The 14825-nt window shown below is 49.2% G+C and carries 10 protein-coding genes and 1 pseudogene; 3 read left to right on the top strand and 8 right to left on the bottom strand.

What is annotated here, in order from left to right; genetic code table 11:
- Nucleotides 1-3: 3 nt before the first annotated feature.
- The 3 genes from glgC to glgP are packed head-to-tail and all read left to right on the top strand — an operon-like array spanning nucleotide 4 to nucleotide 5199.
- The gene (glgC, locus tag OGV83_RS08320; RefSeq protein WP_024131017.1) at nucleotides 4-1299 is read left to right on the top strand and encodes a glucose-1-phosphate adenylyltransferase; all 1296 of its coding nucleotides are present in this window, start codon (nucleotides 4-6) and stop codon (nucleotides 1297-1299) included.
- On the top strand, nucleotides 1299-2732 hold the full coding sequence (gene glgA / locus OGV83_RS08315) for a glycogen synthase GlgA (protein WP_286463416.1): 1434 nt from the start codon (nucleotides 1299-1301) through the stop codon (nucleotides 2730-2732). Before glgC ends, glgA begins: the two co-directional genes overlap by 1 nt.
- 19 nt (nucleotides 2733-2751) lie before the next feature.
- Entirely contained in the window at nucleotides 2752-5199 is a 2448-nt protein-coding gene (gene glgP, locus OGV83_RS08310; RefSeq protein ID WP_012135533.1) for a glycogen phosphorylase, read from the top strand.
- 207 nt (nucleotides 5200-5406) lie between these two features.
- On the opposite strand, the gene OGV83_RS08305 is transcribed toward glgP, so the two are convergent.
- The 8 genes and pseudogenes from OGV83_RS08305 to OGV83_RS08270 all read right to left on the bottom strand — a co-directional run bounded on the left by OGV83_RS08305 (nucleotide 5407) and on the right by OGV83_RS08270 (nucleotide 14681).
- Nucleotides 5407-5691, bottom strand: a complete 285-nt coding sequence (locus tag OGV83_RS08305) for a type VI secretion system PAAR protein (protein WP_058668211.1) — start codon at nucleotides 5689-5691, stop codon at nucleotides 5407-5409.
- 216 nt (nucleotides 5692-5907) lie between these two features.
- Nucleotides 5908-6528 (bottom strand): hypothetical protein, encoded by a 621-nt coding sequence (locus tag OGV83_RS08300; protein WP_286463415.1) that lies wholly within the window; start codon nucleotides 6526-6528, stop codon nucleotides 5908-5910.
- A gap of 955 nt (nucleotides 6529-7483) precedes the next feature.
- Nucleotides 7484-8671 (bottom strand): annotated as a pseudogene (gene tssI / locus OGV83_RS08295) (type VI secretion system tip protein TssI/VgrG); the annotation flags it as partial.
- A 192-nt stretch (nucleotides 8672-8863) separates the two neighbouring features.
- Nucleotides 8864-9148, bottom strand: a complete 285-nt coding sequence (locus OGV83_RS08290) for a type VI secretion system PAAR protein (protein ID WP_072272059.1) — start codon at nucleotides 9146-9148, stop codon at nucleotides 8864-8866.
- A gap of 91 nt (nucleotides 9149-9239) precedes the next feature.
- A complete protein-coding gene (locus tag OGV83_RS08285; protein ID WP_058668209.1) occupies nucleotides 9240-10193 on the bottom strand; it encodes a hypothetical protein in 954 nt (317 codons plus the stop codon).
- Between the two features lie 57 nt (nucleotides 10194-10250).
- Complete coding sequence (locus tag OGV83_RS08280) at nucleotides 10251-11873, bottom strand: hypothetical protein (RefSeq protein WP_060816133.1); 1623 nt, start codon at nucleotides 11871-11873, stop codon at nucleotides 10251-10253.
- Nucleotides 11874-11883: 10 nt separating this feature from the next.
- Nucleotides 11884-12723 carry a DUF4123 domain-containing protein gene (locus tag OGV83_RS08275; RefSeq protein ID WP_049012082.1) on the bottom strand — a complete coding sequence of 280 codons (840 nt, stop codon included), beginning with the start codon at nucleotides 12721-12723 and terminating at the stop codon, nucleotides 11884-11886.
- Nucleotides 12724-12728: 5 nt separating this feature from the next.
- Entirely contained in the window at nucleotides 12729-14681 is a 1953-nt protein-coding gene (locus OGV83_RS08270) for a type VI secretion system Vgr family protein (protein ID WP_058668207.1), read from the bottom strand.
- Nucleotides 14682-14825 lie beyond the last annotated feature (144 nt).

The raw sequence follows: 14825 nt of genomic DNA, 5'->3' as shown, positions 1-14825 counted from the left end.
GTCATGGTGAGTTTAGAGAAGAACGATCGTGTAATGTTGGCGCGCCAGCTGCCATTAAAATCTGTTGCCCTGATCCTGGCCGGTGGCCGTGGTACACGCCTGAAAGATTTAACCAACAAACGTGCCAAACCTGCCGTGCACTTTGGCGGTAAGTTCCGCATCATCGATTTTGCCTTATCCAACTGTATTAACTCCGGGATCCGCCGTATTGGCGTGATCACGCAATACCAGTCTCATACTCTGGTACAGCATATTCAGCGCGGCTGGTCATTCTTCAGCGAAGAGATGAACGAATTCGTCGACCTGCTTCCCGCCCAGCAAAGGATGCAGGGCGAAAACTGGTATCGTGGAACGGCAGATGCCGTGACCCAGAACCTGGACATCATTCGTCGCTATAAAGCGGAATATGTGGTGATCCTCGCGGGCGATCATATCTACAAGCAGGACTACTCGCGCATGCTGATCGACCACTTCGAAAAAGGAGCGCGCTGCACCGTGGCGTGTATGCCGGTGCCGATTGAAGAGGCCACCGCGTTTGGCGTGATGGCGGTGGACGAGAGCGATAAGATCATCGAGTTTGTTGAAAAACCGGCGAATCCGCCAGCCATGCCTGGCGACGCGACGAAATCTCTCGCCAGCATGGGGATCTACATTTTCAACGCCGATTATCTGTATGAGTTGCTGGAGGAGGACGACAAAGACGACACCTCCAGCCACGATTTCGGTAAAGATATCATCCCAAAAATCACCAAAGCCGGTATGGCATATGCGCATCCATTCCCGCTGTCCTGCGTGCAGTCCGATCCCGAATCTGAACCTTACTGGCGCGATGTGGGAACGCTGGAAGCCTACTGGAAAGCCAATCTCGACCTGGCCTCGGTGACGCCGGAACTCGACATGTATGATCAAGACTGGCCGATCCGCACGCACATGGAGTCTCTGCCGCCTGCGAAATTTGTTCAGGATCGCTCCGGCAGCCACGGCATGACGCTCAACTCGCTGGTCTCCGGCGGGTGCATTATATCCGGTTCGGTGGTGGTGCAGTCCGTCCTGTTCCCGCGCGTGAGGGTGAACTCATTCTGTAACATCGATTCGGCAGTCCTGCTGCCAGAGGTTTGGGTTGGACGCTCATGCCGCTTGCGTCGTTGCATCATCGATCGCGCCTGCGTAATCCCGGAAGGTATGGTGATTGGCGAAAACGCGGAAGAAGATGCCCGTCGTTTCTACCGCTCAGAGGAAGGCATTGTGCTGGTCACGCGTGAAATGCTGCGCAAATTGCAGGTCAAACAGGAGCGATAATGCAGGTTTTACATGTATGTTCAGAGATGTTCCCCCTGCTAAAAACAGGTGGTCTGGCGGATGTGATTGGCGCGTTGCCTGCGGCACAGATTGCGGATGGTGTGGATGCTCGTGTGCTGCTTCCTGCATTTTCTGATATTCGTCGGGGCATCCCGGATGCGCAGGTAGTGACCCGGCGCGATACCTTTGCGGGAAGAATTACGCTCCTGTTCGGGCATTATAACGGCGTGGGAATCTACCTGATTGATGCGCCGCATCTGTATGACCGTCCGGGAAGCCCTTATCACGATACAAATTTATTCGCCTATACCGATAACGTCCTGCGGTTTGCGCTGTTGGGATGGGTGGGATGTGAAATGGCCTGCGGGCTTGATCCATTCTGGCGCCCGGATGTGGTGCATGCGCACGACTGGCATGCAGGCCTGGCGCCTGCGTATCTGGCTGCGCGCGGGCGTCCGGCGAAATCGGTGTTTACCGTACACAACCTGGCCTATCAAGGCATGTTTTATGCACATCACATGGATGACATCCAACTGCCATGGTCGTTCTATAACATGCATGGTCTGGAGTTTAACGGGCAGATTTCATTCCTGAAGGCGGGGTTGTATTACGCCGACCATATTACGGCGGTGAGCCCGACCTATGCGCGTGAAATTACCGAGCCGCAGTTCGCGTACGGGATGGAAGGCCTGCTGCGTCAGCGTCATCAGGAAGGGCGTCTGTCCGGTGTGCTGAATGGCGTGGATGAGAAAATCTGGAGCCCGGAAACGGATCTGCTGCTGGCGGCGCGCTATACGCGTGACTCGCTGGAGGAGAAAGCGGAGAACAAGCGCCAGCTACAGATTGCGATGGGGCTGAAAGTGGATGACAAAGCGCCGCTGTTCGCCGTGGTCAGCCGTCTGACCAGCCAGAAAGGGCTGGATCTGGTGCTGGAGGCGTTGCCGGGATTGCTGGAGCAGGGCGGGCAACTGGCGCTGCTGGGCGCGGGCGATCCGGTATTGCAGGAAGGATTTTTAGCGGCGGCGGCGGAACACCCAGGCCAGGTGGGCGTGCAGATCGGCTATCACGAAGCCTTCTCTCACCGCATCATGGGCGGGGCGGATGTCATTCTGGTGCCCAGCCGCTTTGAGCCGTGCGGCTTAACGCAGTTATACGGACTGAAGTACGGCACGCTGCCGTTGGTGCGGCGTACCGGTGGGCTTGCTGATACGGTGTCGGACAGTTCGCTGGAAAACCTGGCGGACGGCATCGCCAGTGGGTTTGTATTTGAAGATAGTAATGCCTGGTCTCTGTTACGGGCGATCCGGCGTGCTTTCGTGTTGTGGTCCCGACCTTCGCTCTGGCGGTTTGTGCAACGGCAGGCTATGGCCATGGATTTTAGCTGGCAAGTCGCGGCGAAGTCTTACCGCGAGCTTTACTATCGCTTGAAATAGTTATCCAGGAATCACCTATATGAATGCTCCATTTACTTATGCATCGCCCACTCTTAGCGTAGAAGCGCTTAAGCATTCTATTGCCTACAAACTGATGTTCACGATTGGTAAAGATCCGGTCATTGCCAATAAACATGAATGGCTGAACGCCACGCTGTTCGCGGTGCGCGATCGCCTCGTGGAACGCTGGCTGCGTTCTAACCGTGCTCAACTGTCGCAGGAAACCCGTCAGGTCTATTACCTGTCGATGGAATTTTTGATTGGCCGAACCCTCTCCAATGCCTTGTTATCGTTGGGTATTTACGACGATGTTAAAGGGGCGCTGGAAGCGATGGGGCTGGATCTCGAAGAACTGATTGATGAAGAGAACGACCCCGGTCTTGGCAACGGCGGTCTTGGCCGTCTGGCGGCGTGCTTCCTCGATTCGCTGGCGACCCTGGGCCTGCCGGGGCGCGGCTATGGGATTCGCTACGACTACGGCATGTTCAAGCAGAACATTGTCGAGGGGCGGCAGAAAGAGTCCCCGGACTACTGGCTGGAATACGGCAATCCGTGGGAGTTCAAACGCCATAATACGCGCTACAAAGTGCGTTTCGGCGGGCGAATTCAGCAGGAAGGCAAGAAAGCCCGCTGGATTGAAACCGAAGAGATTCTGGCGGTGGCCTATGACCAGATTATCCCGGGCTATGATACCGACGCCACCAACACGCTGCGCCTGTGGAGCGCTCAGGCCAGTAGCGAAATCAACCTTGGTAAATTTAACCAGGGCGACTATTTCGCGGCGGTAGAGGATAAAAACCACTCTGAAAACGTATCCCGCGTGCTTTACCCGGATGACTCCACCTATTCGGGACGCGAGCTGCGCCTGCGTCAGGAGTACTTCCTGGTTTCTTCAACGGTACAGGACATTCTGAGCCGCCACTACCAGCTGCATAAAACCTATGACAACCTGGCGGATAAAATCGCCATTCACCTCAATGATACTCACCCGGTGCTGTCGATCCCGGAACTGATGCGCTTGTTGATTGATGAGCACAAATTCAGCTGGGACGATGCGTTTGAGGTGTGCTGCCAGGTCTTCTCCTACACCAACCACACGCTGATGAGCGAAGCGCTGGAAACCTGGCCGGTGGATATGCTGGGTAAAATCCTGCCGCGTCATTTGCAGATCATCTTTGAGATTAACGACTACTTCCTGAAAACGTTGCAGGAGCAGTATCCCAACGATACCGCTCTGCTGGGGCGGGCGTCGATTATCGATGAGTCCAACGGTCGTCGCGTCCGTATGGCGTGGCTGGCGGTAGTGGTGAGCCATAAAGTGAATGGCGTGTCGGAGCTGCACTCTAACCTGATGGTGCAGTCGCTGTTTGCTGATTTTGCGAGTATCTTCCCGACCCGCTTCTGCAACGTGACCAACGGTGTGACGCCGCGCCGCTGGCTGGCGCTGGCGAACCCGTCGCTTTCTGAGGTGCTGGACGAAAATATCGGGCGCACCTGGCGTACGGATCTCAGCCAGCTAAGCGAACTACAGCAGCATTGCGATTTCCCGCTGGTGAATCACGCGGTGCGCCAGGCGAAGCTGGAAAACAAAAAACGGCTGGCAATACTCATCGCTCAGCAGTTGAACGTGGTGGTCAATCCGAAGGCGTTGTTTGATGTGCAGATTAAACGTATTCACGAGTACAAACGTCAGTTGATGAATGTGCTGCATGTGATTACGCGTTATAACCGCATCAAGGAAGATCCTGAGGCGGAATGGGTGCCGCGCGTGAATATCTTTGCCGGTAAGGCGGCTTCGGCCTATTACATGGCGAAGCACATTATTCACCTGATCAATGACGTTGCTAAGGTGATCAACAACGATCCGCAGATTGGCGATAAGCTGAAAGTGGTGTTTATCCCGAACTACAGCGTGAGCCTGGCGCAGGTCATTATTCCTGCCGCCGACCTGTCTGAGCAGATTTCGCTGGCGGGTACGGAGGCGTCCGGCACCAGTAACATGAAGTTTGCGCTTAACGGCGCGCTGACCATCGGTACGCTGGACGGCGCAAACGTCGAGATGCTGGAGCATGTGGGGGCGGAGAATATCTTTATCTTTGGTAATACGGCGGAAGAAGTGGAAGAACTGCGCAAGCAGGGCTATAAACCGCGCGAGTATTACGAAAAAGATACGGAGCTGCACCAGGTGCTGACGCAGATCGGCAGCGGCGTGTTCAGCCCGGAAGAGCCGGGGCGCTACCGTGATCTGGTGGATTCGTTGATTAACTTTGGCGACCACTATCAGGTGCTGGCGGATTATCGTAGCTATGTTGATTGTCAGGATAAGGTGGATGAATTGTATCGTCATCCCGAAGAGTGGACCGCGAAAGCGATGCTCAATATCGCCAATATGGGGTATTTCTCCTCCGACAGGACGATCAAGGAGTATGCCGAAAATATCTGGCACATTGATTCGGTAAGGTTGTAACAAGGGACAGGACTACCTGTAGGACGGATAAGGCGTTAGTCGCCATCCGGCAAAAGGCCCGGTGGCGCTGACGCTTACCGGGCCTACAGTTTAGGAGAGTGACTCACGCAGACTGTTGTTTTTGCATGATGCCGTATATTGGCTTCCTTAATAGAGCATTGCTTGTTTGTATTCGAGAGTAATATTTCATTACCTTTGCCTTGTATATCAGCCAATATTGACTGTACCGTTGCCGATAACCACGCCACCGCAGTCAATGGCATCACCGGTTCTGGCGGCAGGCAGGCCGTCAATAAATACGGTACCTGAACCACTGGCTATTTTTCGTGGGTGAGGAGGATGTTTGGGTTTGTCGTGGGGCGTCAGCGGGTCACCCATACGGGCAGCGGGTAGCCCGTCGATAGAAACTGTTGGTGAACCCGCGATAATAACGGTTTCATGATAACCGTCATGCTGGGTACCTTTGTCTGAAAGTTTAGCAGCTAATGACATATCAACTCCTTAAGAACTTAAAAGTTTATAAAGTATTTAGTTTGGAATAGTATCAAACGATTTTAAGTGACTTCCTGTTTTTATATATACACCTGTTTTTGGTCTGTCGCATCCTCAAAGTACCATTCGTTAAATTTACCGACCTGAATTATTATTCCAACCAAGGAAAATGAATATTGGATTATATAATGATTAGTATTGTTTGGAGTGTTTATTCTATTGGTTGGAATTTTTATGTCCAATTATGTCATCAAGAATTTTATTCTTAATATGAGGCTCTAGTTTTGATTCATTAATGGATTTTTTTATTTCAATTATATCAAATGAGTCGTTTGTATAATTGTTTTTGATGAAAAGTTCAATTGTGGCAATACTACCAATTTTGATGTTTGGAGCTTCAAGAGCATATTTTAGCTTGGTTAGTTCTCCCTGGAATGCAATTTCTTTTCCAATTTTATTATTTTCTTCGAGATCTGATTTATACTGTTCCCTGGTTTTTTTATTTTTAATTATAGCTGGATCTACAGTGCCAAATATAGGTCCATCTACTGCGCCTTGAGGAGGCATGACATTCATGTAATAAGGTTTACTTGATCTATAGTTTTTAATGTGGTGTTTTTCAAACAACTCAATAATTTCAATATGATATTTTAACTCATCTAATCTATATTTTTTAAATTCAGATGGTGTTAAATCAAATTTCAAAACATTTGTATTGTTCAGTATAGAAAGTGCACCTCGCAAGTTGGCATTATTAGCTTCAAGTGCAGGATTTTCTTTGAATGTTGATATTTTGTTTTTGACGTTATTTAGATTTGAATCGATATTATCCACCATATTATTCTCACTATTCATTGCGGTTATACTAACGATGCATAAACTGAAGACCACTATCTGGATCAGTATATATTGTAGTTTCATGATGTACTGTTTTAGTCGTTGTACAACGGCCATCTGTGGAAATTTCATGTCTTTGCTCTGTTTGAGGAAAACTATAAATCTTCGTTTTATCAATAGTCCACTCCCATTGTATGGGCATAGAAAGAACACAAGGGGTAAATGGCGGTTTGGTTCCTGCATTAGAGCCTATAGTAGCAAAAATCTTATCAAAAACACTTGGATCCAAGGTGCTTCCGAAGTAAGGAGAGTACTCTTGAGCATCAATTAGGAACCAATCAGAAGTACCTGTAGCATAATTCCCATGCCACCGTCCCGTCAAACTACTATAAGGCCCAGTCCCTGTAGCCTGAGAATCTCTTTCCCTTATAAAAATAGCATAAAAGTTAACATCTACAGGTTCAACATATGGCCTGCCTAACCATCCACAATCAGGGTATCCATAGTGATGAAGTAATGGCGATCCTGATTTTCGATTCATCACAAAGGCAGATGGTTCTACAACAGTGAATTGAATATCAATCGTCCCAGTGGCTGTAGTCGCGGTCACTGTAACCACAACTGCTTTATCAGAGGCAGTAAAACTAGCAGTATTGCTACCTGTTTTTGTCAACTCTCCGCTCTCATTCGGTGACATAGACCAATTAGAAACTTCGTTATTACATGTCAAGTTAACTTGCTCGCCTACACCAATCTTTCTCCTGGCACGATCAGCAGGCATAGCAACCATTGTTTCTGTTGTAATTACATCTGGATTAACCTCTTTTGGATTTTCTGGATTGTTGGAGTTACCCGTTTCACTATCTCCCCCCGAGTTTCCTCCGCTTCCGGCTCCACTATCACTGCCGGAGTTTCCACTAATCTGTCCGGATACCATATCGTCCCCTTCATCCGCCAGCACTGTCGATTGCAGAGTCCCCACTGGCGCCCCCGGACTGCCCCCGCTGTTAAGATTAATTTTCGGCCCCATAATGTCCACGCCACCCGGATGGATAACAATGAACGAACCGCCCACCTTCAGGCTTATCTGGCTGCTGCTCTCCAGGACAATGTCGCCTTGGACCTTAATCCCCAGCGCACCCGCCACCTTCTGCGCGAGGTCGCCTTTCACCTCCAGACTGTGGCTGCCTTTCACCAGACTGATATGGTCTCCGCGGGTGGTGTGCTCCTGTTTTCCGTCCACCGTCACCCTGCGGTCATTCGCCACGTACAGCCCGTCGTCATGGCTGATGCTCACCATCCGGTCGTTCTTCACCTTCAGCGTCTGGTCATTGCCGACACTCACGCTCTGGTCATGAGCCACCGTCACAGTCTGGTCATGCCCTCCGGCATTCTCCTTACCCACAGTGACCGTTTGTCCCAGACCCACGGTGATTTTCTGGTTGTTACCGATGGTTTCGGTGTGGTCCACCTCCACGTCGGTGGTACGGTTGTTCAGCACCTCCGTATCCATGTTCTTCTGCGCATGGATATAAACCTGCTCCTGGTCCGTCGCATCCTCAAACCGCAGCTCATTAAATCCACCGCCTTTATAGGTTTTCGAGCGGATGGTCATCTGCGTTTTTGTTCCCGGCAGGCTGCCGGGTGAACGGTTGTCCTGATGGTAGGTGCGGCCCATAATAATGGGCTGGTCCGGGTCACCGTTAAGGAAGTCGACTATCACTTCCTGGCCCACGCGCGGAATGGCAAGGTTGCCAAACCCGGCTCCGGCCCACGCCTGTGACACCCGTATCCAGCAGGAACTGTCTTCGTTTCCCGGACAATAGCGGTCCCAGTGAAAACGCACCCGGACCCGCCCATGCTCATCGCAGAAAATTTCCTCGCCTTCCGGGCCGGTGACAATGGCGCTCTGGGGGCCGTCAACGGAGGGTTTTGACAGGGGGGAGGCGCGCCATGTCCGGTCAGCCGGGATGACGTCAACGTTGTTGCTCAGCGTGGTGCCTTCACCCTGGTTGCCGTGCTGCGCCTGTGGCTGTTTCCCTTTCAGAACACTGACTGTCACCTGCCACTCCCGGTTCAGTGTGGATGAAGGGTGGCCGGTGAGGGTGAAACGTTTTCCGGGCCACAGTTTCGGGGAGTTGCTCACACAGATTTGGAACTGTTATCTTAGACATAGATCCTATCCCATTAGGGTTTACTTGCCATTTTGAACTTGGGCAGTGCTCGAAATCCTCATGCAGTACGTGTACGCTCCCGTTTCTCCGCGCTGTCCGTATTCAAACTGTCTGCGCTGGTTACGCCTATCGGGATAGGCTCATAGTCTTCTCCTTGTATATCACCCGATATTGACTGTGCCGCTACCGATAACCACGCCACCGCAGTCAATGGCATCACCGGTTCTGGCAGCTGGCAGGCCATCAATAAATACGGTGCCTGAACCACTGGCTATTTTTCGTGGGTGAGGAGGATGTTTGGGTTTGTCGTGGGGGGTCAATGGATCGTTCAAGCGAGCGGCGGGTAGTCCGTCAATTAAAACTGTTGGTGAACCCGCGATAATAACGGTTTCATGATAACCGTCATGCTGGGTACCTTTGTCTGAAAGTTTAGCGGCTAATGGCATGAGTTCTCCAGTTGTTCTATTATATAACCAAGGGAAGTTATAACAAATATGATTCGAATATTAGTATGGATCATTAACCATACTAGTTATTTTAAATAACAGGAATGAACTTACCATCAATTAGTGAGAATACGGGAGCATAATAACCCATAAACTCCTCACCATTTTTGTCAGTATATTTATATGTCAATGGGGAATAAGTTGGTTTTGATTTATTATACATTCGGACCATGCGCCCCTTATTCATGACTCGAATATCGTAATCCTCCCACTTAATGGGAAGCAGTATTGCTTTTCCACCTTCTAGGTCATCTTTTGTAAACTGCGATAACAGTATCTCATCTTCGCTGTCACCGGTAGTTGCAGACCACGCTTCCAGTGCAGTCTTGTCATACGCCTTCAGGCGGTTCCGATCCCGGCTGTTGATAATTCTCGCCATCTCACTGTAAGCAGTCCGTAACTTTTGAAGTTGTTCACTGCTGCCTGTGAAAGGTTCGGCTTTAACCCATGCCCATTCCGGAATACCACTTACCGTCACTTTCTGCGTAAACCGGTAGAGTTCCATTCCTTGTGGAAAATAGGTCTTATCAAAATAATCGGGATCGATATGTCCGGGTGTGGCCTGCTCTGCCAGAACTTTGGTTCGGGTAATGGAACGCGTGTTGTCAGGTAATGCCTCAGGTAATCCCTGCGGACTGATGGTCACTTTTATTGATGAAAGCATTTGCTTTTCCTGTCCGTTAAAACGTACAAGTTCCAGACTACAGGCTGACTGTGGATCGAAATGACCTCTCTCTTCCGGGGATAGTGACTTATCAGAAAACCAGCCCAGTGCACCAATCTCCAGGCTGATTTCGTTCTCACCGTTTTCCACCAACATTAAAGTGTTGGTACTGGAAATTCCACCTCCTCGTCCCTTCCATGCAGATTTGCGATTATCAAACCCGGTGACATCATTAGTTTTGATTGCACAGTAGGCTTGCTGGATATTAAAAAGGCTTCGTATTTTTTGTGGTTCATTACTTGAAAATGCTGCTAACGACATAATACCTCCTGTTAATATTATTGTTAGGGTGATATACTTTAATCTCATATATTTTTCTCAAATTTGTGGGATTCCGTTATATCCTGTTTTATCCTCATCATTTTTATTCCAGTTTGGATTGGAACCCATTGCCCACGGTTCAAAATGAGCAGGAGGAGTAATCGCAGGACGAGGGATAACACGTTCTTTACCATATAAATTAACACGTAAAGGCGAATCTTCTGTTTTTAAAGGAGAAGATAATTGCCATTCGTCTTCTATGTTATTTTTAGTCTCAGGTTGACTTGTATTTTTACTATCTTTATCTCCAGTTCCGATATCAGCAGAAAACTTAAACGTTCCCTTAATTCCGTCATGGTATAAAACCAGATCCAGACCATTATCATGCTCATCCAGAGCAAAACCTGCTGCTGCATCGATAGTCGCTTTTGCCTCAGATCTAAGTTCTACCACAAAAACTTCGGCTTCAAAGGTGGCACTTACAACACCTTTTATACCCAGATATAACTGATTTTCTGTGAGGATTTTGAATGCCCATTTATCATCTTTTTTGCTGTATGCTGCCCCGATATTCAAATTAACACCAGGAGCTACTTCTATATAGCATTCTACACTGGTACCGTGTCTTTTGAGATAGTCTCGGCATTTGCCAACTAAAGTATCAATTTTACAATAGGCACAGATAAACTGAATAATATCAAATCTTAACTTTGCCTCCAGAAAGGGCTTTCCATACAACCCGAAATAATGACATGGACCTTCTTTTATATCAGTATACTGATAAGCGTAAGAAACTCCAATTTTTAGCGGTTCTGCATTAAATGAAAATACAGAGTATTCCCGCGTCTTGTTTCCACTTTCCGGATCAGGAGCAAAATAGGCATTAAGGTTATCAACTAACTGGTCTGCCCGATTTAACTGCTCAAGTGCTTTAGTTCTACGCAGTTTTTTGATTTCTTCTTCATATTCATGTGTAAATTCTACATTGCAAATTTTTAATCCGAAATCCACGTTCAGTGCAGTTTTATTCATCAACTCAAACTGAGCCGTTTTATATTTCCAGCCGTCGCGTAATTTATTTTTATTTTTGGGCTGAGTATTATCCATAGCTTGCCGAGATTTTATTTGCTCATCACGGCGTTCTTTTATAGTTCGCTCTCTTTGTGACGAAATAAGATCGTAACTTAACCCGACAGTAAAACGTATTTCTATCGTCGGATAGACATCAATTTCGACATATCTGCCGCACTCGTAACAGCCATTTACCACAACCGCATAATGAGCCGGTTCGTCAAACATATCTCCGGGGTGAGTAATTGAACTGAGATATTCCCATGGACTCCTGAATGAATCTACTACACTTAACCCTTTTTTTTCTCCACCGTAATAAAGTGTTACTTTATTTGGCTTTCCATCAGAGCTTAACGATTCATAAGTCCCCTCTTTATGCTCTTCCAGCCATGCTTCCGGGCACCCGCTTTTGTCGCATTTACTCTCAATAGTGATGGTTCCATCACATCCTTCCCCTTCATCCAGCAGTTCAAAATGAACTATTCCCTCTTTCGACCAGACATGATGTTCTTCATTTTCAGGAAAATCAGTAATCACATCCATCAGGCATGGATCAGGGATACCACATTCCACACAGGCTTTTCCGGCAGTCGATGACGGTTTTGACATAATAATTTCCTTACTGAGGGAAAAAACCCAGTTTCTGTAGAAGCAACATTTCAACCTGTCGGTGTACTGCCGCTTCATTATTATTTAACATATCAATCCATTCATGTGGAATATCTGTGTTATTATAAATTTTATTTTCCAGCAGTAAATAGATTATGCCTCTGATAGATCTGTCATCATTTATATTCAATGAGTGACAAAAATCAAAATAATCCTCAGCACAATGGCCATTGTGTTCCTGCTTCTTCGGAACAGGAGAACCTTTTTCTGTGTAATAATTGCGTATATATAGCTCCAGTGTTTTGATATAGTTTTTTTGTGCCTGTCTGTTCAGCAGATCATATTGTCGTTGGGAGAAAGTCAGTACAGCATCACTTTTTCCAGTAATGTTTCTTTTTCCTGACTGACGGAATGAGGAAAAATCATCCTCCCGTCTTTCTTCTGAATATTGAGTAATAATTTTATTGACTGGCTCAATAAATTTGTAGAGTTCGAAAGGAGTCAATACATTAACCAGTGCCCAGATATTACGCGGATCATAAAATCTAAATAATACTGGCTTGCTCTGTTCTGGTATGTTAGCCCACAGATAATGGCGGAAATGTTGTACTAGCAAATGAATCTTATTATATGAATAAAAATATATTCCCCAGGGCGTTTCCTTTGTAGTCAGCCACCTGGCTACTTCCTGTGTGACCTCCAGCAGGTAAGGAGATATCTCGACTAGGTCTGACTGGACTGGCGGAGGAAACAGGCAACAGTGTGGAGGATTATTTTGGTGCAGAAAATCCAGCAAATCTTCTTCCACGGCACCATCCACAATGGCATATTGTACAGGAGTGATTTCCATCAGTTTTAATTCTCCTTCGGACAATGCGATACAAATACGGTTCCACTTCCCGCAGCGGCCTTCAGGATCATCGGGCGCATTGGCAGGATAACTTCGCCGGGACTGCCGCGGCTGTTAAGATTAATTTTCGGTCCCATGACATCCACGCCGCCCGCATGTATCACCACAAACGAACCACCTACCCGCAGACTGATTTTGCTGTCGCTTTGCAAAACAATATCGCCCTGAACTTTGATACCGAGAGCACCAGCAATCTTCTGCGCCAGATCACCTTTTACTTCCAGACCGTGGCTACCTTCCACTAAACTGACATGGTCTTTTGTTGTTTTGTGATCCTGCTTCCCGTCAACGGTCACTTTCCGGTCATTGGCCACCACCAGCGATTCGTCATGACCAATGCTGACAGTACGGTCATAATTAACCCGCACGTCCTTACTATTGAGTACCTTCACCTGCATGTTTTTCTGCGCATGCAGGAAAATTTCTTCATTATCAGTCGCATCCTCAAACCGCAGCTCATTAAATCCACCGCCTTTGTAGGTTTTTGAGCGGATGGTCATCTGCGTTTTCGTGCCCGGCAGACTGCCCGGCGAGCGGTTGTCCTGGTGGTAGGTGCGTCCCATGATGATGGGCTGGTCCGGGTCGCCGTTGAGGAAGTCCACTATCACTTCCTGGCCCACGCGCGGAATGGCGAGGTTACCAAATCCGGCCCCGGCCCACGCCTGTGACACCCGTATCCAGCAGGAGCTGTCTTCGTTTCCCGGACAATAGCGGTCCCAGTGAAAACGTACCCGGACACGACCATGCTCATCGCAGAAGATTTCCTCGCCAGCCGGGCCGGTAACAATGGCGCTCTGCGGGCCGTCAACGGAGGGTTTGGGCAACGGGGAGGAGCGCCATGTCCGGTCTGCCGGGATGACGTCCAGGCTGTTACTGAGCGTGGTGCCTTCACCCTGGTGGCCATGCTGTGCCTGTGGCTGTTTCCCTTTCAGCACACTGCCTGTCACCTGCCACTCCCGGTTCAGCGTTAATGAAGGGTGGCCGGTGAGGGTGAAACGTTTTCCGGGCCACAGTTTCGGGGAGTTGCTCACACAGGCTGCGGTTTCAGCATCATGCCGGTGGCCTTCAGCCTGGTAGCGGGCGAAAGCCTGACCGTGCTGCTCGTCCTTGAAGCGTCCCGGCCAGTCGAAGATTTCATACTGCGTGCGCTGGCCGTTCAGGTTCGTGGCCTGGTGGCTGAACCAGCCGGGCCATCCGGGTGTTTTAAAGGTGTAATCCTGGTTTTCCACCGATGAAGGACGCACCTGCGCCCGGTAGTGGAACTCGCTGATGCATTCAGTGGAGATTTCGCGGGTATTCGGGTTAAAGGGCAGGGAGCCGAGGGTGGAAACACCGGCGACGTCATCGCAGAGCACCAGCTTCTGGTCTGGACCGGTCGGGTGGAACCAGTCAAAGAAGAAAATGCCTTCTTCAGCCCACAGCCGGGTGAGAAAGCCGAGGTCGGTTTCCCCATACTGTACGCAGAACTCCCGCGCCGGGTGAGGTTCATAAAAGGAAGGCACCCATCCGGTGACGCCGTTTTCAGTGAGCAGGGTGGCGGAAATGGCCTGAATATCCTGCTGCTGAAAGATACGGAAGTTCTGGCGCAGGCCACAGCGCCAGAGCGGGGGAGAAAGGGTCAGGGTGTAATTCATCTGCCAGTTGTTGTTTTCCCCGGTTTCCATGCCCGTAATGATGCCGTGAAGGTAGCGCTGCGGGATATCACCCAGCCAGATGGTCAGGGTGGCGTTTTTTTCGAGGAAACTGACGGCGGTGAGGTCAGGCAGACTGCTGGCAATATCGACACTGAGTAAAAAGGGCGTGGAGAGACTCTGGTGGAGGGTGAAGCTGACGACAGCGGTTGCCGTCTGCGTTAATCCGTCCACATCCAGCGTAAAGCGCAGTCCCTGCTGTGACATAAGAATCTCTCCGTGAAATATCATCCAAAAGTACCATACGCCTGTGAAAGCGGGACGCGTAGAGGAAGAAGCTGGATTAACTGAAAATAGGAAAACGTTTAGAAGGGGTATGAAACATCGTCATTATACGGCTTTCACAAGGAA

The sequence above is a fragment of the Citrobacter sp. CK189 genome (assembly GCF_030333505.1).
In the GTDB taxonomy this organism is placed as follows: domain Bacteria; phylum Pseudomonadota; class Gammaproteobacteria; order Enterobacterales; family Enterobacteriaceae; genus Citrobacter_B; species Citrobacter_B koseri.
Note: the sequence above shows the minus strand (reverse complement) of the source record. Positions and strands in the feature narration are given on the sequence as shown.